This is a genomic window from Microbacterium sp. C448, assembly GCF_000582705.2.
Classification (GTDB): domain Bacteria; phylum Actinomycetota; class Actinomycetes; order Actinomycetales; family Microbacteriaceae; genus Microbacterium; species Microbacterium lacus_A.
This window is the reverse complement of the sequence record NZ_HG779744.1, coordinates 19309-37293: the sequence shown is the minus strand read 5'-3', so window position 1 is coordinate 37293 and position 17985 is coordinate 19309. Positions and strand designations below refer to the sequence as shown.

The following is a 17985-nucleotide window of genomic DNA, read 5'->3' as shown; positions in this document are numbered from 1 at the left end:
TCTGCCCGATGGGCCCGCCGGCATCCAGTACCTGGTGCAGCGTTTTGTCGGGGTCGAGCGCCAGCAGATCGATGCCGGTATTGCCGGCGTACAGCGACGCCACGATCTCGTCGGTCTGCATCGCATCGAATTCGGCTTCGTACCGCAGCGCATCGGCTTCGGTTTCGCCGACGAAGACGGTCAGGCCGCACATCAGCGTGATGGCCTCGGGGTCGCGACCGGCCTCGCCGGCGAGCCGGCGGATATCGGCGACGGCCGCGGCGGTCCGTGCGGGGGTCGTCGCCTGCACGAACACGCACTCGGCGTTCGAGGCGGCGAAAGCTCGGCCGGCCGGTGATGTGCCGGCCTGGAACAGCACGGGCGTGCGCTGGGGCGAGGGCGGTGCGCCGAAGTATCCTCGCGACCGATAGTGCGCGCCGTCGTAGGTCACGCGGTGCACCCCGTCGCGCCTCGCGAAGACGCCCGACGCGGCGTCGCCGACGAAGGCGTCGTCATCCCACGCGGTTTCCCAGAACCGAGCGGCGAGTTCCACATACTCCGCCGCCATTTCGTACCGGGTGTCATGCGGCACCATGTTGTCGTGACCGAACACGTCGGCGATCGCGTTCTGCGACGCCCCCGTGACGATGTTCCAGCCGATGCGTCCACCCGTCAGATGGTCGAGGGTCGAGAACCGACGCGCGAGCTGAACGGGATGATCCAGGCCCGTCGACTGCGTCACGACGAAGCCGAGCCGGTCGGTGTGCTGGGCGAGGATCGGAATCAGGTAGTCCGGGTCCAGGCTCGGGAAGTTGATGGCCTTCTCGGTCGCCACATGGGGCAAGTCGCCGTCGATCAGCGGATAGCCGTAGCCCCCCGCGAAAAAGAGGAAGTCGAACCCGGTGTCTTCGAGGATCCGCACCATCCGGATCCAATGCTGCGGGTCGAGGTATGACAGGCCCTCGCTGCGCGGGTGCGCCCAACTGTAGGTGCCACCCACCTGGGGGCCCATGACCTCAAAGACGCCGAAGTGCAGTGTCTTGCTCATGCCGCCAGCCATCCGTCGATCGCGGTCTTCGCCGCGGCCTTGACGTCTGCGGGGGCAAGAGTCGTCTCGATCGACGTCCACGCGCACGCGGCGAGCTGCTCGTCGGCCATGCCGAGGCTCGTGCGACACAGTTCGTACTCGGCCAGGATGTCGGGGCCGAACAGGATCGGGTCATCGGCGTTGATCGAGCACCGCACGCCGGCATCCAGCAGGACCGTCAGCGGGTGCTCGCCGATCTCGGCCACGACGTCGAGCAGCACGTTCGACGTCGGGCACACGTCGAGCGGGATGCCGCGCTCAGCCAGGAGTGCCACCAACTCCGGGTCCTCGACCGCCCGCACGCCGTGCAGGATCCGATCCGCCCGGAGGACGTCGATCGCCTCCCAGACGGACTCCGGTCCCACCAGCTCACCCGCATGGGGTGTCGACTGCAGTCCCGCCGCGCGGCCGATCGCGAAGGCTTCGGCGAAGTCGGCGCAGGGGAAGCCGCGTTCGTCCGCGGCGAGTCCGAGCGACACGACGCCATCGCCGGCGAACCGCGCCGCGGCACGAGCGACCTCGATCGCGTTCTCGAGCCCGGCTGTGCGATCGATCGTCGGCATGAAACCGAACGCAACGCCGTGGGTCGTCGAAGCGGACCGCGCGAGGTCGAGCATCTCGGCGAGCGATGCCTCGAGCGATCCGTACCGCCCGGCGTAGAAGCGAGGGCTCACTCCGAGCTCGAGATAGGCAACACCCTCCGCCGCCTGATCTTCGAAGATCTGGTCCATCAGGATGCCGAGGTGGTCGGGGTGATCCATGGCCGCGAGCAGCCCGCGGTAGGTCTCGCTGAACGCGGTGAACCCGGAGAATCCGCTCGTCACGACGGGCTCGATCCCGAGCGCACCCGACAGGTCGACGAGCGTGCCCGGCCGCATGGCCGCCTCCATGTGCAGGTGGAGGTGCCCCTTGGGCAGGGCCTGCAGATCTCTGACGGTGGCGTCATCGGGGGTGAGGGACTCGGTGAGGGTCATGCGTTTCTCTCTCGTTATCGAAGTGATGGGGCGGAGGTGGGGCCCGGGATGAACTCCCGAGCCCCACCTCACGGGTTTATTCGAGGCTCGCGTGGGCCGCCTCGAGGTAGCTCATGTCGATGTAGTCGTTCGGGTCCGGAAGATCCGCGTAGCCGGCCGCTTCGAGGCCCGGATACATCAGCTCCAGCATCAGCTCGGGGTCCATCCAGAACAGCGGGTCGCCGTACTCCCCCACGACCAACGGCTGCTGCAGTTCGTTCTCACGGGTCTGCTGCACGATGTCGAGACCGAGATCGGCTCCGTACTCGTCGACGGACAGCTGGGCTCCGACAGCGAAGTCCTCGCCGTTCTCTTCCCAGCCCCGGATGGATGCCCGCAAGAAGCCCTCCATCAGGTCGCCGTTCTCTTCGATGTACGCGGAATCGCCGTACACGACGTTGCCGTAGAGTGGCATGCCGAGCTCGGCATACAGCGTCACCACGTAATCGTCGGGCGAGAGTCCGTACTGCTCTTCGAGCATGATCGGCTGGTTGGTCGCGTAGGCGGTGTATGCGACACCCTGGCCGTCGACGAGGGGCGCGATGTCGTAGCCGACCGGGATGAATTCGTAGTCGGGCTCGAGACCCGCGAGCGCGAACACCGCGTCGTAGTTGATCTGGGTGCCCTCTTGCCCGAGCACCGTCTTCCCGACCATGTCTTCGGCGGACGTGACGGGATCATCCGCGAGCGACACGAGCGCGCCGGGGCTCTCCTGGAACAGCGCGCCGATCGCCGTCCAGTCGTTTCCGTCGGCGAAGGTCTGCAGCCACGATTGCGTGCCGGGCACGATACCGAGGTCGGCATCCCCCGCGGCGACGGTCGCCATGGTGGTGGGGGCGTTCGGCCCGCCACCGATCCATCCGACCTCGATACCTTCTTCGGCGTAATAGCCCTCGGCATCGGCGATCCAGAATCCTCCCCACTCGACGTTCTTGATCCAGCCGAGCGAGACCCGGATGGTGGTCAGTTCCTCCCCGACCTCCGTGCTCTCGGCGTCACCCGCCGCACCCGCGCAGCCGGCGAGCGCCAGCGATGCGACGAGCGCGAACGAGGATGCGGTCAAGATGCGCTTGCGGCCGTGCGGTGTGGCTCGTGACAGGGGGTGCGACATGTGACTCCTTGTGTGGGTTGGGCATCTGATCGGGCGAGTTCAAGATCGAGTGGGCTGTTTTCGGCAAGGCTCCCGCCACGGTCGCGCCCCTGCGCGACACTGGCGGATCGGATCGGGATGGATCAGGTGACGCGTGCGTCCACGCGACGCTCGAGCACGCGCGCACCGAGGAACACCAGCACGGACGCGATGGTCGCGATGAGGGCGGTGCCCCAGGCGCGCTCCATATTCATGTAACTGCGCGACTCCGAGAACAGGGCACCGAGTCCATTGGTACCCATGAGGAACTCGGCGAGCATGGCCGCCAGCACCGCGGTCGGGGCGGTGATGCGCACCGAGATCATGAGATTCGGCAGCGCATGCAGGATGCCGAGGCGTCCGAGCACCTGCAGCTTGTTGGCACCCATGACCCGGAACAGATCCGCACCGGCTTCGGGAATCGAGGCCAGCCCCGACAGTGTGAAGACGAAGGCGGGAAAGAAGCAGATCAGCGCGGTTGAGGTGATCACGGCCGCGTCGCCGTAGCCTACGATCCGGGCGATGATCGGGATCATCGCGGTGATGGGAACCGAGCGGATGACGAGGGCTGTCGGTGTCACGACACCCGACAGCGCGGCCGACCACCACACCGCGATACCGGCGACGAAACCGATGAGGGTCCCGCCGATCAACCCGCCCAACGAGACTCCCACGGTGTAGAGCACGGAGGGCAGATAGTCGCCGAATCCCGCGGTGAGGTCGGTGATGACGTTCCAGGGACGAGGAGCGACGGTCGACGTGTAGTCGTTCAGGACGATCCAGAGGTCCCAGGCGACCAGGATCAGGGCGATCGGCCAGAGGTGCAGCAGACCCACACCGAACGCGCGCAGGCGGCTCATGCGAACCTCCGAACGGCGACACGTTGCAGTTGGACGAAGATGAGATATGCCGCCAGCGACATGATGGTCGCCGCCAGCGCCGCCGACCAGAGCAGGGCCATCTGGTAGTTCTGCATGGCGCTGACGAGCACCAGTCCGAGCCCCATCGGGGCACCGAACCATTCGCCGATCGTCGCCCCGAGCACGGCGGCGGGAGCCGCCAGCGTCAGTCCGTCGAAGAAAGCGGGAATCGCCTGCGGCACTTCGAGACGCGCGAGGCGCTGGATGCGCTGGGAACCGAGCACGGTGAAGACGTCTTCGTGCGCGGCACTCGTGTGGGCGAAGCCCGACGTCATCGTGACGAACATGACGAACCCGACGCTGAGTGCCGCGATCACCATCGGCGTATCCTCGCGGCCGACGGTCGTGATCAGAAGCGGCGCCAGGGCGATGGTCGGTACAGCGTGGAGGATGGCCGCGAAGCGATCGAATCCCGGCCGCAGCAGCGGGACGACCAGCGCGAGCGCCGCCCCGATCACGGCAACGGCGACGCCGAGCACGAACCCTTGGGCGGCGGCCGAGAGCGTGACGAGGGCGTTCCGCCACACGAGGCTCGCGCCGGCCGGCGTCGAGACGTACGCCACGACATCCGTCAACGGGGGCCATGCCCGTCCGGCGAGCTGGAACTGTCCGATGAGTTCGGCGCCCAGGATGAGGAGCGCACTGCCGATGACTCCGTAGATGACTTTGGTGGATCGACGGGTGGGCTTCACGCCGCGGCGCTTTCGCTGGCATCGAGGAGCGAGGTGAGCTCGTCGACGAGGGCGTGGAACTCGGGAGAGCGGGTGGTCTCTGCATCCCGCGGACGGGGGAAGTCGACCTTCTTGACCTCACGGACCTGCCCGGGGCGCCCGGTCATCACGATGATCCGATCGGCGAGGATGAGTGCCTCGTCGACATCGTGGGTCACGAGGATCGAGGTGATCTTCTCCTCGCCCCAGATGCGCGCGAGTTCGGCATTCATGCGTCGACGTGTGACGGCGTCGAGCGCACCGAATGGTTCGTCCAGGAGAAGCAGATCCGGGCTCAGGACGAGGGCGCGTGCGATGGACACGCGCTGGCGCATGCCGCCCGAGAGCTGCTTCGGCCGCGCCTTCTCGAAACCGCTCAGCCCGACGAGCTCGATGAGTCCGTCGACTCGGGCGTCGTCGATCTTGCGGCCGGCGACCTTGTAGGGCAGCGCGATGTTCGATCGCACCGAGGCCCACGGCAGCAGGGCGTGCTCCTGGAACGCAACGCCGAGCCGGTGCTGCTTCGCCAACTGGCGCGGCTCGGCACCGAAGATCTCGACGCTTCCGTTCGTCGGCTCGTCGAGCCCTGCCGCGAGGCGCAGCACCGTCGACTTGCCGCACCCGGACGGGCCGATGATGGCGACGAACTCGCCCTCCTCGATCTCGATGTCGACCTGCGCCAGGGCCTGCAACTGCTTACCACGGCCCAGGGAGAAGATCTTGTCCGCCGCACGAATCGAGACGGCCGTCTTGGGTCCCGGGTCCGTGGTCGAGGCCGTCTGAGCGGCGGTGAAGGTGGGTGCGGTGACGAGTGCAGCAGAGGCCATGGAGGGATCCGTCCGGTCAAGAACTTCCAGATCGAGCCACTCGTACGCTTGCTGCTCCGCCCGAGTGAATTGGTTAGTTCAACCGTAGGAACGTCCTGTTTCGGCCAGGTGACGCGATCGTGCGGACCTTGTTACGTTCTCGACGCCGACCCGCTCAGATCACAGGTCGAACTTCTCGTTGTCAGCTTCGAACGCCTCGCCGGTGATCTTGCTCTTGACGAGCGATACGAGCGTTGCGACCTTGCCACCCGGGCTGTCCCAGTACTCGCCGCTCAGAGCGTCGACCTTCAGTAGAACGACGTTCGGGTCTTCGGGTCCGTCGGGGAACCACGCCTCCACCGCGGGGTTCCAGAGTTCCCGCAGCTTCGCGAGATCTTCCACGACAAGCGCGGTTCCGGCGAGTGACAGCCACGAATCGTTGGAGCTGAACGAGACGCCCACGTTGGGGTCGCGCGCGATGTCTTCGACCGCCGAAGCGCTCTTGCCGATGATGAACCAGAGGTCGCCGTCGAACTCGGCTTCCTGAACCGTCAACGGGTGCGCCGTCAGCTTGTCGTCCGTGGTGCGGGTCGTCAGCATCGCGAAACGGAACTTCTTCAAGAGGTCGTTGAGCTTGTGGAGCTCAGATGATGAAGCGGTCATGATGGCGCCTTCCTGCGCGAGGAACCCCGTATCCGGGGATCGTTTCGCACAGTCAACCGCAGCGCTCGGGAGACCGCGGGGGCGTTGACAACGCCACCGAAGGTGCTACGCGCCGGCCGCAGGCACACCGCACCTGGTCAGCTGACGACCTCGGGGAGTTCGCGAATGGGGACGAGGACGATGTCCTGCACCTTCCAGTCGATATCGATACACGCCTGGCGGGCTTCCTCGAGCTCGTCGAGGGTTGGGAGTCGGCCGTCGACGGGCACGACGAAGGCCTCGATGTGGAAGACGTGCCCTTCGTCGCGCATCCGACTACCCGCCGCCGCCACCCAGGGGAGCGCGCGCAGATAGTCGTCGACGCGAGCGGCCACGGGATGCGGCTTCTTGTCGTCGAACGTCGTGGCTCGTTCGTCCATGAGGTCGGCGAGCGCAGCACGAAGGTTTCGGATGCCATCCCACAGGATGCTGGCCGCGATGAAAATCGCAGCCGCGGCATCGAGCCACCACAGCCCGATGCCGATACCGGTGACACCGATGATCGAGCCGAGCGCGGTCATCCAGTCGGCCTTGTTCATGTCTGCGTCGGCGTACAGGACCTTGTTGTGCAGATCTTCCGCGAGCTTCAGCTTGATACGACCGATGAAGACGGGTGGAAGAGCCGTGACGGCCATGACCGCGATCATGAGCCATCCGAGCCAGATCGTCGATCCGAGGATCTCCACCGTTCCGATCGTCGGGTGTTCCGCGGCGACCAGTCCGATCGTGGAGTCGACGATGAGATAGGTTCCCATCGTCGCGAGCGCGACGGCTGCGACGAGATGTCCGACGCCGACCGATCGATGGAACCCGTATGGGTGACGTTTGGTCGGCAGCTTCCGATTGATGCGCACGGCGATGAGGAAGGCGATCGGCGGGATGAAGGAGAGAAGGTCCTCGATCCATGCCGCCTTCATCGCCTGCGAGCTGCCGAGAACGAGGAAAACCAGGGTCACGGTCACGGCGAGAAAGCCGATGGTGATCCACTCGAGTCGGATGGCTCGGCGCAACACTTTCGCCTGACGCTCCGGCAGCTCGGTGTGACCGAATCGCACGGTCTCGCGGCTCACTGACCGACCCTCTCGGTATCGCTGAGGAATGTCTCGAGCTCAGTGAGGAACGCGTTCTCACCCATCGGTGTCAGCATCACGATCTTGAGCGTGCTGCCGTCATCATCGGTCACTTCGGTGTACGGTCTCGTCACGCCCGCCATGTCGATCCAGGGGGTCGCGTCGGTCAGGCCGCCGGCGACGAGATCCAGCTGCCCGCGTTCCAGCTGGCGAACGAGCGCCTCTTCCGCCCCCACGGTCCACGCGGGCTCCGCGCCCAGCGATTCAGCGAATGCTTCGATGAGTTCCACTTCTGGCCCCTCGGGCTCACCGCTGCCGGCTTGGCCTGTCTCGACGAAGCCATCATTCAGGGAGACCCCGACCCGGAGGATGCCGCCGCGGACCGTGTCGAGCGTGCCCGAGGGATCCGCGGGGATCTGTATCCCACAACCCGCAAGTGCGAGCGCCGTCACCACCGTGCCTGCCACCCAGGTGAGGTGACGTGCGCCGGAGCGAGCGCCCATTCTCATGTTCGCCACCGCCGTATCCCCTCGGTCCCTTCCACGGTCCGAGTGTGGCTCCGACGCGTGCGCGACGGGAGGGGGTTGAGCTCTCCCGAAAGGTGTGCTCAACAGTGCGCAGACATCTGCTCAGCGTGTGCGGGCGCGAGACCTCACGCGTGCGGACGGGAGGGGCGGCGCCGCGACCTGCTCGCCCACGACGCTCTCGATCTCGCCGATGCCCTCGATCACCATGCGGACGACATCTCCCGTCTGCAGCGGCGGCGGCGTGAGCCCGCGGTTGCGACCCCACAGCTCGCCCAGGCAGCCACCGTTGCCGACCGTGCCCGAACCGAGGACGTCACCCGGCATCACGCGCGAATTCCGGGATGCGTAGGCGACGAGCTCGGGGAACGGCCACCCCATGTTCGACACCAGGTCTTCGCCGATGAGTTCGTCGTTGATCCGCACCTCGGCGTGCACCGCGAGGAAGCCGTCCTCGTCGAGATACCCCTCGAGCTCGTCGGCCGTCACGATCCACGGCCCGAGGGTCGTGCCGAAGTCTTTGCCCTTGCACGGGCCGAGGCGCACCTTCATCTCACGCGCCTGCAGGTCACGAGCCGACCAGTCGTTCATGATCGTGTACCCGAAGATGTGCGGCGCTGCGGAGATCGCATCGAGGTTCGATCCGTCAGATCCCGGCACGGCGCCGATGACCACCGCGAGCTCGAGCTCGAAGTCGAGACGCTCGGTCACCGGGGGACGCACGGGCTCGCTCGGGGCGAGGATCGTGTGCGGGTTGGTGAAATAGAAGGTGGGGGCCCCGTACCATTCGGCTGGCACATCGCTCTTGCCCTCCACACCCGCGCTCACGCCCTCGACGTGCTCCTCGAACGTCACGAAGTCGCGAACCGACGGCGGAACGACGGGTGCCAGCAGGTCCACGTCCGCGAGGGGGCGCCTTCGGGCACCCGACGGACCGAATGTCTCGGTGTGAAGCGCGCGCGCCGCGTCCAGGCCCTCGGCCAGAACGGATGCGACGGTGCGGCCACGCGGGAACGAAACCACATCCGAGCCCTCGACGAAACCCTCGCCGATCGTGTCCCCGTCGCGCCAGCGAGCGATCCTCATGCGTTGCTCTTCGTCTCAAGTAGAGCCGCGGCGTTGCCGCCCAGAATCCGCTGCGTGATCTCTTCCGACAGCCCGGCCTCACGGATCTTCGTAACGGGTTCGTCGAGCCCCATGTCGAACGGGTAGTCGCTGCCGAGCACCACACGGTCTTCCCCCGCGACCTCGACGAGCGCGCGAAGTGTGCGCTCATCGTGGACGACGGTGTCGAACCAGAGCTTTCGCAGATAGGTGGACGGCGGATGCTCGCAGCCCCGCGCATCCGGACGCACCCGCCAGGCGTGGTCCGAGCGACCGATGACGGTCGGCAGGTAGCCCCCGCCGTGCGCGGCGACGATCTTCACCCCCGGATGGCGGTCGAGCACACCCGCGAAGATCAGGTGCGACAGAGCCACGGCGTTCTCGGTCGGCTGACCCACGGTGTTCGCGAGATAGAACCGATCGAGGCGCTCGTCGAGGCTGCACCCGAACGGGTGCAGGAAGATGACGATGCCGAGTTCGGCCGCACGCGCCCAGAAAGGCTCGAGACGCTCGTCCGAGAGCTCCACATCGCCCGCGAACGACGAGATCTCGACGCCCGCGAGGCCGCGGCCCAGCACGGCGTCGTCGAGATACTCGACCATGCGCTCGGGGTGCTGCATCGGAACGAGCCCGAGACCCGTGAGCCGATCGGGCGCCTGGGCGACATACTCCGCGATCAAACGGTTCGCTTCGCTCGCAACCCAGACCGCGAGTCCCTCGGGCGCCCACGGGTAGAAGTGGTTCGGCGAGGCACTGACCCACTGGCGTTCGACACCCTGGGCATCCATGTCTGCCAGGCGCACATTCATATCGGTCAGCTTCGGGATGCGCTTGCCGATCATCGGGCCTGAGACCGCCTGGCTCGCGGCGCCGTTGCGGCGGAAGTCGAGCGCGGCGGCCTCGGCGACCAGATCGGGCGCTCGCCGCTCGACCTCGGCGTGGAGCGAGGGCAGCAAGAGGTGGGCGTGGACGTCGGTCACACCGCTCTGATGAGCGCTCACGCGGGCTGCGCCATCTTCTGCGCGATCCCGAAGATCAGACCGCCCGCATCCGCGTCGCGATCACCGTCGATCTGCCATTGCCCGAGCTGGACGGATGCCTCGACAACCGCCTGCGCGCGCGGGATGCGGCGCCTGTGGAACTCGTCCCACAGGCCCTGATCGATCTGGTCGCGCGTGGTCAGCAGCTCGGTGAGCACGAAGGCATCCTCGAGTCCCTGTGCTGCGCCCTGGGCGATCGTGGGAGGGCAGCTGTGCGCGGCATCGCCGATGATCACGACGCGTCCGCGGTTCCAGGGCGCCGCCACCAGATGCTGGGTGAACCACGTGTAGTTCGCGTGGGCACCCTTCTCGAGATCCGCGCGGATCGCGTTCCAGGGCCCGCCGTAGGCACGGGACTCCTCGAGCATGATGCGCGTCGCCTCCTCGTCCGAAACTCCGACGCGGTCCTGCGCCTTCTCGACGAGAAACGCGTACATCGAGTCTTCGCCCGTCGGGGTGTAGCCAGCGATGTACACCGGGCCGCCGTAGTACAGCTCGCTGCGCTCGACGTCCGCCGGGCGAGAGACGAAGGTGCGCCAGATGCCCATGCCGGTCGGCTCGGGCTTGGTCTCGATGCCGATCATCTCGCGAACGCGCGAGTTCAACCCGTCCGCTCCGATCACGAGGTCGTAGTGGCCGACGCTCTCGCCGTTCACGATCAGCTCGACGGAATCCTCGGCCTCCTCCAGGCCCGTCACCTTCGATCCGAAGTGCATCGCCGCACCGGCGCTCACGGCGTGCTGGGCGAGGATCCGGGCGAGGTCCGCGCGCGGCATCCCCATCGCGGCGGGGTAGTCGGGGCCGCCGGTCTTCACGTCCGGCAGTGCGGCAACGACCGGGGCGTCGGGGCCGGGGGCACGGAGCGTCAGCCCCTCGAACGCGAACCCGGCGGCGCGAATGTCGTCCCAGGCTCCCAGTGCATCGAATACGCGCAGCGCGTTGCCCTGCAGCGAGATACCGGATCCGAGTGCGTACAGCTCGGACGTGGACTCGTACAGGTCGACATCGACGCCCGCCTTGGCGAGCTGGATGGCGGCGGCGAGCCCGGCGACGCCGCTTCCGACGATGGCGACCTTGTTGACGGCGTTGTTCGCGACGGTCATTTCAGAACCTCTCTGTTCCGGATCGTGGGGGGGGTTACAGCAGGGCGACGGGATTGATCGGCGAGCCGACGGCGCCCGTGATGGGCAGCGGGGGCGCTGAGAGCAGGAATTCCCAGCGCCCGAGTTCGGCACAGGCCTCGCCGAGCTCGTCGAGGTTCCACATCTCGCCGATCGTCAGGCCCATGTTGGGGATGACGATCTGGTGCAGCGGCTGGAAGGCGGGCGCGTCGAACTCGTTGGGGCGCGCCTCGAAGCCCCAGGTGTCGGTCGCGATCGCCGCGATCTCGGTGCGGTGCAGCCATCCCGCGGTCGTCAGCGACAGCCCGGGAGCCGGGCCACCGGCGTACTCGCCCCACCCCTCGCGTACCGCGCGCGTGAATCGACCTGTGCGGACGAGCACGATGTCGCCGCGGCCGACCGCGCTCGTCGCGCCTTGCGCCGCGATGCAGGAATCCAGCTCGTCAGCCGTGATGGCATAGCCATCCGGCAGTTCGCCGGTCTCGGGGGCAAGGTGCCGGCCGAGGTCGAGCAGCACACCGCGCGAGACGATCACGTCACGAGCGTGCTCGATGCCGGTGACCAGGTCGCCCTCGCTCGTGACGACATCCCCGGCACGTCGCCCGTTCCAGGCATTCCCGTGATCGAAGATGTGCCCGAGGCCATCCCATTGGGTCGAACACTGCAAGGGCATCGTGATGTAGTCGTCGGCGCCGCCGATTCCGTGCGGGAATCCCTGATTGCCACGCTCGGCATCCGTTCCCGTATCGGTCATCGTGTGCACGGGGTTGATGCGACGCCGCCACCCCTTCTGCGGGCCGTCCGTGTCGAACTTCTGTGAGAGCGAGATCACGCGGCCCTGCGACACGAGTCGAGCGGCGGTAGCGCGCTTGGCCTCGTCGATGAAGTTGAGCGTGCCCAGCACATCGTCTTCGCCCCATCGACCCCAGTTGCGGTAAGCCTCGGCGCGTGCCGCGATCTCGGACTCGGGGTTCTGCCGGTCAAGGTCCGCTGGGCGCTCGGACGGCTGGGGACGGTCGGCGCTCATCGAGCCCCCGCTATGCAGCGCACGACCTGGGTGCCGAGACCCTGAATCGACCCGGTCATGATGTCGCCGTCGCGCAGGAACCGCTTCCAGTGCTGACCATTGCCCGCGGGACTTCCTGTCAGCAGCAGGTCGCCCGGGTTCAGCGGCGCGGTCTTCGAGGCGACGGAGATGAGCGAGGGAACGTCGAAGATCAGCTCGGCGGTCGTCGCATCCTGCATGACGTCGCCGTTGAGTTCGAGCACCACGCGCAGGTCAGACGGGTCGACGAACTTCGCCGGAACCAGGAACGGGCCGGTCGGAAGGAAGCCGGGCGCGTTCTTGGAGCGGTACCAGTCGGCGCCGATGTCGCCGACGTCCGTCGGGAAGACCAGGTCACGCGTTGTGACATCGTTGACGATCGTGTATCCGGCGACATGATCCATCGCGTCTTCGGGCTCGACGTCGAACGCTCGGCGTCCGATGACGATCGCGAGCTCGAGTTCCCAGTCGTGCGTCTCGCTGTACGAGGGCAGTTCGAGCGCGACGTCGTCGCCGACGACGCACTGCGGTAGGCCGATGAAGAAGAACGGACGCCCGCTCGCGGCGCGCGCATCCATCACCTTCTCGGCGTGGGCGCGCACCTCGTCGGTGCTCCGGGACGGATCCCCCTTCGACAGACCGGCCATGATCAGCTGGATGACGTGGGTGCGGTAGTTCGCGCCCGCCTGCAGCACCTCGCGGGGCTCGACCGGGGCGGTGAGTGTGACCTCGTCGAGCGGCCGCCAAGGGCCGTCCTGCCCGGCGAGTGCTTCGAGTCGATCCCACGCCGGATCGGCGAGGAAGGAGTTGAGGTCTTCCGCGCCGAGTTCGGCGGGAGTCAGAGGCCGGATTCGGTCACCCGCGACGAGGCCGAGAACGGCGCGTCCCTCCTCGTGGAAGCGCGCTAGCGCGAACGGGGCTTCGAGGCCTGCGGACGTCTTCGTCATCTTTACTCCTTGCCGATCAGGTGGAACGAGCCGGGGCGGCGCGATCGGCGGCGCCGCCCGAGCCCGGTCTCAGGTTCTCAGCCGTGCTGGGTGTACGGGTTGAAGAGCTTCTCGCGGATCTCGTCCGGAACTCCCTCTTCGGTAGCTGTGGGGCCGTCGGCAGCGGGGAACGACTCCGTCATCGACATCGGCATCGACGCGTTGCGGTAGATGTTGCTCGACCCGAGCGACGGCTTCCACGTGTTCGGCGTCCAGTCGGGCACGTAGTTGCGGTACCCGCCGGTGTTGAGCTCGATACGCATCGACGAGGGCTCACGGTAGTAGAGGAAGGTCTGCTCGCCGATGCCGTGGATGGAGGGGCCGTATTCGATCGCGACGCCATCCTCCATCAGGGTGTCCGCCGCGATGAGCAGCTCTTCGTAGGTGTCGACCCAGAACGCGTAGTGGTTGACGCGGCCGGCGCGCGACGATCCGTCGAGAACGACGCCCAGGTCGTGCGACTTCTCGTTCGTGGTCAGGACCGAGAACACCGAGATGGGGGCTTCGTCGAGGACGGTGCGCGCCATGATGCGGAAGCCGAGGACGTCGTTGTACCACTTCGCGAAGCCGTCGACGTCGCTTGCGGCGATCGTGACATGGTCGAGCTGACGGGGCGCTCCGGCGACCTTGGACCGCTTCGACGGACGGTCGGGGAAGATCGACGCCTCGTGTCCCGGGGCCTGGAAACGCTCTACGTCCCAGTGCAGAGTCATGGGGTGGCCCCACGGTCCGACGAAGCGGAGCGCCCGGCCCACCTTGTATCCGTCGAACCACTCGACCTCGACTCCCGCGGCCTCGAGGCGCTTCGCGGCCTCGTCGAGGGCCTCGGCGCTGGACGTGCGCCACGCCATCGTGTCGAGCATCGCCTCATCGCCCGGGACGACGACGACGGAGTATGCGTAGTAGTCACCCCAGCAGCGGAGGTAGACGCGGCCATCCTCGCGGGCGACCTCCGTCAGACCGACGTGCGTCTTGTAGAACTCCACCGAGGCCTCGACGTCGGGCGTCGTGATGGCCACATAGGAGAGGTGGGAGAGAAGTTTGATCATCTTCGATCCTTTCTGAAGCAGGCGGGCACCGGATCTGCCCTGCTCAACCAGCATGCGAGGAGCAAACACATAAGGGAAGTCGATTCTGGCGATGTCGAGTATCATTCCCCTTGATACGCCCCGCACCACGACCGCATGGACCTCGACAGCACCGCACCCGCGCGAAGGAGCGCACCGTGACAGACAGCTCCCGACTCAATCGGCTCGACCTCAATCTGCTCGTCGCCCTCGACGCACTCCTCACCGAACGCAGCGTCACACGCGCAGCGGAACGGCTTCACCTCACCCAGCCCGCGCTGAGCGCCTCGCTCTCGCGCTTGCGCGCCCATTTCAACGATCCGATCCTGGCGCGGCGAGGTAACACCCTCGAGCTGACGCCGTTCGCAGTCCGGCTGCTCGATCACGTGACGACCGCACTCGAGGCCGCACGACGGGTCTTCGACAGCCAGGCGACCTGGACCCCCACCGAGTCGACGCGCGAGTTCTCGGTGTACGGATCCGACTACGGCTTCGCGACGATCGGTACGGTCGTTTCACGGCTCGCCGCCGAGCGGAGCCCCGGAGTCCGTTTCCGTTTCATGCTGCACACGCCGCAGGTCGTCGAGGATGCCTCCAGTCGGCTGCGCTCCGCCGACGCGATGCTCATCCCGCACGGGTTCTTGAGCGACCTGCCGTACATCGACGCGTGGCGCGACGACTGGTTCGGGCTCGTCGCGGATGAGAACGAGGACGTCGGCGACGAGCTGACGATGGACAATCTCGCGGCGCTTCCCTTCGTCATGACGTACGCCTCGCGCAATGCCTTCACCTCGGTGGGGCGGCAGGTTCAACAGCTGGGCATCGAACCGCGCGTCGACGTCGTGGTCGAGAGCTTCCTGAGCCTTCCCCACTTCGTGCAGGGCACGAACCGGATCGGACTCATCCAGGGAGCCCTCGTTCCTTTCGCCCGGCAACTCGGCGGGACCCGCGTCATGCGGCTTCCCTTCCCCGCCACATCCATCGTGAATGCGCTGTGGTGGCATCCCGTGCACTCTCGCGATCCCGAGCACGCGTGGATGCGCGACCTGTTCGCCGAGGCAGGCCGAATCGTCGAGTACGGCATTCACGCGCACGCGCCGTGACACCCGCCGCGTGGATGGCGCCCGTCAGAAGCAGCGTCTAGCGGGCGCTCCCTTCGCGGCGCCGACGCAGGTAAGTCGAGACGAAGACCGCGATCACGAGCGCGACGCCGTTGAAGACCGAATCGACCCACGACTGGGCCCCGGCGAGGGTCAGCCCGCTGACGGCGACGGCCACGAAGAGCACACCGATGATCGTTCCGACGATGTTGAAGCGACCCGGTCGAATCGCCGTCGCACCGAGGAAGACGGCGGCGAGGGCGGGAAAGAGCAGCTCGGTTCCGGCGCTCGGGTTCGCCCCGCCCGTGCGTGCGCTGAGCAGGACACCGGCGACTCCGGCGAGCGTGCCCGCGAGGACGAAGCCGACGAGGGTCAGCCGGGACGCACTGATTCCGACCAGATCCGCGGCTCGCCGGTTCGAACCCACCGCGTAGAGGCGTCGACCGAAGGGCGTCCAGGTCAGGACGTACCAGATGATCGCGAACACCACGATGACGACGTAGAGGACCATCGGAAGACCGAGCCACGTCTGCGAACCGAAGGCGATCATCGACGGGTCGATGCCGTAGATAGGCAGGCCGCCCGAGTACCACTGCACCAGGCCTGCGAGAGCCGTCGCGACACCCAGCGTCGTGATGAACGCGTCGAGTCCGACGACGGCGACCAGCCAGCCGTTGATCAGGCCGACGAGAGCTCCTGCGGCGAGCGCGAGCAGGATCGCGACCGGAACGGGCAGCTGGAGCTGCGCTTGCGCGCCGGCGCAGACCATCGCCGCGACCACAGTGTTCGCCCCCACGGAGAAGTCGAAGTTGCCGGTGATGAGAGGGATCATCACGGCGATGGCGCAGAGCATCACGACCGACTGGTTGGCAAGCACGACCGACAGGTTGGCGGGCGAGAAGAAGGTGGACGAGCTGGCCGGAAGCACGGCGAAGAACACGATGATCACGAGCAAGAGAACGGGGAGCCCGTAGCGCTCGCCGACCGCCGAGAAGCTGCTGCGCTGCACGGGGATGGTTCGGGTCTGGGGCGAAGTCATGCGGGTACTGGCTCCTCTGCCATCATCGCGTTCGCGATCTCGTCGCGCGTGGTGTGTGCGGAATCCAGGACGACGGCGATACGGCCGGCCCGGAAGACCGCGATGCGGTGGGTAAGTGTGAGTAGTTCGTCGAGATCGGACGACGCGACGAGCACCGTGGCACCCGAACGCGCGGCGTCGACGATCTTGTCGTAGACGTCGTGACGGGAGACGACATCAACACCCTGGGTAGGTTCGAGCAGCAGGATGAGCTTCGGGTCGCGCTGGAGCCAGCGCGCGATGATCACTTTCTGCTGGTTTCCGCCCGAGAGGACGCCGAGGGGGACATCCGCGTTCGCGGCCCGGACGTCGTACCGTGTGATCGCGTCATCCGACGTGTGCTGCTCGCGCTTGCGAGACAGCGTGAGACCGTTCCACAGGCGATCCAGGACGGACACACTGATGTTCTGCGTCACCGACATATCGGCGAAAGCGGCATCGGCATGGCGATCCTGCGGGACGAAAGCGCTGCCGGCGGCCATGGCCTCGCGAGGCGTGCGGGGGGCGTAGTCCGCTCCGTCCACCGCGACCGAACCGGCCACGACGGGGAGGGCTCCGAAGAGGGCGCGAACGACGTCTGCGTGCCCCGCGCCGTCGAGTCCCGCGAATCCGAGGATCTCACGCTCGCCCGCAGTGAAAGACACCGACCTGCTCGCGCCCGCGGTCAGGCCGAGCACCTCGATCCGGGTTGGCCCCGCCTCGTGCTCGACGAACGAGCGCGGCATCTCGCGACCCTCGCCCCCGGTCATCAGACTCACGACCTGGGGCAGCGGCATCGCGTCGAGTGGCGCACTGCCAACGGATCGTCCGTCGCGGAAGACGGTCACGTCGTCCGCGACGGAGGCGATCTCGCTGAAGCGGTGACTGACGAGGACGATCGTCTGACCGCCGTCGGCACGCTTGCGGATGGCTCGCATCAACTCACCCGCGTCGTGCTCGCCGAGCGCTGCCGTCGGCTCGTCGAGCATCAGGATCGAGTCCGCGGACTCGGCGTCGTCGAGGGCCCGCGCGATCGCGACCATCGCCCGCTGGGCGGGCCGGAGATGCGCGACGAGCGTTCGGGCATCCGCCTCGATCTCGAAGGTTTCGAGTAGCGCCTGAACGCCGGTACGAAGCTCGCGCTCGCGAATGGCACTCCATCGAGTCGGGTACCCGCGACTCAGACCGATGTTCTCGGCGATGCTCAACTGCGGAAAGAGCCCCAGGTCCTGGTGCACGAATCGAAGCCCGAGACTGCGAGCAACGGCGGGCGAGACATCCGCCATCGCCAGCTCGCGTCCTCCGAGGTGAAGAGTGCCTTCGTCCGCCGTATAGACGCCGGCGAGGGACTTGATGAGCGTGGATTTACCCGATCCGTTGCCACCGAGCAGCGCGTGCACCGTCCCGCGACGAACGACCAGTTCCGCACCGACGAGAGCACGGAAGTGCCCGAAGGTTTTGGAGACGCCGCTCGCGCGCAGGCCGATGGCGTCGGAGGTGACGCGCTGCTCGGTGGCCATGGGAC

At 67.0% G+C, this 17985-nt stretch carries 18 protein-coding genes; 1 reads left to right on the top strand and 17 read right to left on the bottom strand.

Going from position 1 to position 17985, the window contains the following annotated elements; genetic code table 11:
• From MIC448_RS12300 to MIC448_RS12230, 15 genes are all read right to left on the bottom strand, one after another.
• A partial coding sequence (locus tag MIC448_RS12300; RefSeq protein WP_158497546.1) for an NtaA/DmoA family FMN-dependent monooxygenase occupies positions 1 to 1027 on the bottom strand: 1027 nt, incomplete at its 3' end.
• Positions 1024 to 2040 (bottom strand): adenosine deaminase, encoded by a 1017-nt coding sequence (gene add, locus MIC448_RS12295; RefSeq protein ID WP_051513740.1) that lies wholly within the window; start codon positions 2038 to 2040, stop codon positions 1024 to 1026. The genes MIC448_RS12300 and add, both read right to left, overlap by 4 nt.
• 76 nt (positions 2041 to 2116) lie before the next feature.
• The gene (locus MIC448_RS12290) at positions 2117 to 3190 is read right to left on the bottom strand and encodes an ABC transporter substrate-binding protein (protein WP_051513739.1); all 1074 of its coding nucleotides are present in this window, start codon (positions 3188 to 3190) and stop codon (positions 2117 to 2119) included.
• Positions 3191 to 3312: 122 nt separating this feature from the next.
• Positions 3313 to 4068 (bottom strand): ABC transporter permease, encoded by a 756-nt coding sequence (locus tag MIC448_RS12285; RefSeq protein ID WP_051513736.1) that lies wholly within the window; start codon positions 4066 to 4068, stop codon positions 3313 to 3315.
• Positions 4065 to 4820 carry an ABC transporter permease gene (locus tag MIC448_RS12280; RefSeq protein ID WP_036300099.1) on the bottom strand — a complete coding sequence of 252 codons (756 nt, stop codon included), beginning with the start codon at positions 4818 to 4820 and terminating at the stop codon, positions 4065 to 4067. Before MIC448_RS12280 ends, MIC448_RS12285 begins: the two co-directional genes overlap by 4 nt.
• The gene (locus MIC448_RS12275; RefSeq protein ID WP_081766390.1) at positions 4817 to 5665 is read right to left on the bottom strand and encodes an ABC transporter ATP-binding protein; all 849 of its coding nucleotides are present in this window, start codon (positions 5663 to 5665) and stop codon (positions 4817 to 4819) included. The genes MIC448_RS12280 and MIC448_RS12275 overlap by 4 nt, the downstream gene beginning before the upstream one ends.
• 159 nt (positions 5666 to 5824) lie before the next feature.
• Complete coding sequence (locus MIC448_RS12270; RefSeq protein WP_036300097.1) at positions 5825 to 6307, bottom strand: pyridoxamine 5'-phosphate oxidase family protein; 483 nt, start codon at positions 6305 to 6307, stop codon at positions 5825 to 5827.
• A 137-nt stretch (positions 6308 to 6444) separates the two neighbouring features.
• The gene (locus tag MIC448_RS12265; RefSeq protein ID WP_036300093.1) at positions 6445 to 7416 is read right to left on the bottom strand and encodes a cation transporter; all 972 of its coding nucleotides are present in this window, start codon (positions 7414 to 7416) and stop codon (positions 6445 to 6447) included.
• Positions 7413 to 7925, bottom strand: coding sequence for a transporter substrate-binding domain-containing protein (locus tag MIC448_RS12260; RefSeq protein WP_232711538.1), 513 nt, complete (start codon positions 7923 to 7925; stop codon positions 7413 to 7415). The genes MIC448_RS12265 and MIC448_RS12260 overlap by 4 nt, the downstream gene beginning before the upstream one ends.
• A gap of 120 nt (positions 7926 to 8045) precedes the next feature.
• Positions 8046 to 9026, bottom strand: coding sequence for a fumarylacetoacetate hydrolase family protein (locus tag MIC448_RS12255; protein WP_036300090.1), 981 nt, complete (start codon positions 9024 to 9026; stop codon positions 8046 to 8048).
• Positions 9023 to 10024 (bottom strand): amidohydrolase family protein, encoded by a 1002-nt coding sequence (locus MIC448_RS12250; RefSeq protein WP_243420005.1) that lies wholly within the window; start codon positions 10022 to 10024, stop codon positions 9023 to 9025. The genes MIC448_RS12255 and MIC448_RS12250 overlap by 4 nt, the downstream gene beginning before the upstream one ends.
• A gap of 17 nt (positions 10025 to 10041) precedes the next feature.
• Positions 10042 to 11187, bottom strand: coding sequence for an FAD-dependent monooxygenase (locus MIC448_RS12245; RefSeq protein WP_036300085.1), 1146 nt, complete (start codon positions 11185 to 11187; stop codon positions 10042 to 10044).
• A 34-nt stretch (positions 11188 to 11221) separates the two neighbouring features.
• Positions 11222 to 12232, bottom strand: coding sequence for a cyclase family protein (locus tag MIC448_RS12240; RefSeq protein ID WP_036300082.1), 1011 nt, complete (start codon positions 12230 to 12232; stop codon positions 11222 to 11224).
• Complete coding sequence (locus tag MIC448_RS12235; RefSeq protein ID WP_036300080.1) at positions 12229 to 13197, bottom strand: fumarylacetoacetate hydrolase family protein; 969 nt, start codon at positions 13195 to 13197, stop codon at positions 12229 to 12231. Before MIC448_RS12235 ends, MIC448_RS12240 begins: the two co-directional genes overlap by 4 nt.
• A 77-nt stretch (positions 13198 to 13274) precedes the next feature.
• Positions 13275 to 14285, bottom strand: coding sequence for a VOC family protein (locus tag MIC448_RS12230; RefSeq protein ID WP_036300120.1), 1011 nt, complete (start codon positions 14283 to 14285; stop codon positions 13275 to 13277).
• A 176-nt stretch (positions 14286 to 14461) separates the two neighbouring features.
• On the opposite strand from MIC448_RS12230, the gene MIC448_RS12225 reads away from it, so the two are divergent.
• Positions 14462 to 15406 (top strand): LysR family transcriptional regulator, encoded by a 945-nt coding sequence (locus tag MIC448_RS12225; RefSeq protein WP_036300077.1) that lies wholly within the window; start codon positions 14462 to 14464, stop codon positions 15404 to 15406.
• A gap of 37 nt (positions 15407 to 15443) precedes the next feature.
• Here the strand turns inward: MIC448_RS12225 and MIC448_RS12220 are convergent, their stop codons facing one another.
• Positions 15444 to 16442 (bottom strand): ABC transporter permease, encoded by a 999-nt coding sequence (locus MIC448_RS12220; protein WP_036300074.1) that lies wholly within the window; start codon positions 16440 to 16442, stop codon positions 15444 to 15446.
• Positions 16439 to 17980 carry a sugar ABC transporter ATP-binding protein gene (locus MIC448_RS12215; RefSeq protein ID WP_051513732.1) on the bottom strand — a complete coding sequence of 514 codons (1542 nt, stop codon included), beginning with the start codon at positions 17978 to 17980 and terminating at the stop codon, positions 16439 to 16441. Before MIC448_RS12215 ends, MIC448_RS12220 begins: the two co-directional genes overlap by 4 nt.
• Positions 17981 to 17985 lie beyond the last annotated feature (5 nt).

What these genes read in the sequence shown, in the direction of transcription:
- add (WP_051513740.1), bottom strand. Translation starts at nt 2,040, where the DNA reads ATGACCCTCACCGAGTCCCTCACCCCCGATGACGCCACCGTCAGAGAT.
- MIC448_RS12290 (WP_051513739.1), bottom strand. Translation starts at nt 3,190, where the DNA reads ATGTCGCACCCCCTGTCACGAGCCACACCGCACGGCCGCAAGCGCATC.
- MIC448_RS12285 (WP_051513736.1), bottom strand. Translation starts at nt 4,068, where the DNA reads ATGAGCCGCCTGCGCGCGTTCGGTGTGGGTCTGCTGCACCTCTGGCCG.
- MIC448_RS12275 (WP_081766390.1), bottom strand. Translation starts at nt 5,665, where the DNA reads ATGGCCTCTGCTGCACTCGTCACCGCACCCACCTTCACCGCCGCTCAG.
- MIC448_RS12270 (WP_036300097.1), bottom strand. Translation starts at nt 6,307, where the DNA reads ATGACCGCTTCATCATCTGAGCTCCACAAGCTCAACGACCTCTTGAAG.
- MIC448_RS12260 (WP_232711538.1), bottom strand. Translation starts at nt 7,925, where the DNA reads ATGAGAATGGGCGCTCGCTCCGGCGCACGTCACCTCACCTGGGTGGCA.
- MIC448_RS12255 (WP_036300090.1), bottom strand. Translation starts at nt 9,026, where the DNA reads ATGAGGATCGCTCGCTGGCGCGACGGGGACACGATCGGCGAGGGTTTC.
- MIC448_RS12245 (WP_036300085.1), bottom strand. Translation starts at nt 11,187, where the DNA reads ATGACCGTCGCGAACAACGCCGTCAACAAGGTCGCCATCGTCGGAAGC.
- MIC448_RS12240 (WP_036300082.1), bottom strand. Translation starts at nt 12,232, where the DNA reads ATGAGCGCCGACCGTCCCCAGCCGTCCGAGCGCCCAGCGGACCTTGAC.
- MIC448_RS12235 (WP_036300080.1), bottom strand. Translation starts at nt 13,197, where the DNA reads ATGACGAAGACGTCCGCAGGCCTCGAAGCCCCGTTCGCGCTAGCGCGC.
- MIC448_RS12230 (WP_036300120.1), bottom strand. Translation starts at nt 14,285, where the DNA reads ATGATCAAACTTCTCTCCCACCTCTCCTATGTGGCCATCACGACGCCC.
- MIC448_RS12220 (WP_036300074.1), bottom strand. Translation starts at nt 16,442, where the DNA reads ATGACTTCGCCCCAGACCCGAACCATCCCCGTGCAGCGCAGCAGCTTC.
- MIC448_RS12215 (WP_051513732.1), bottom strand. Translation starts at nt 17,980, where the DNA reads ATGGCCACCGAGCAGCGCGTCACCTCCGACGCCATCGGCCTGCGCGCG.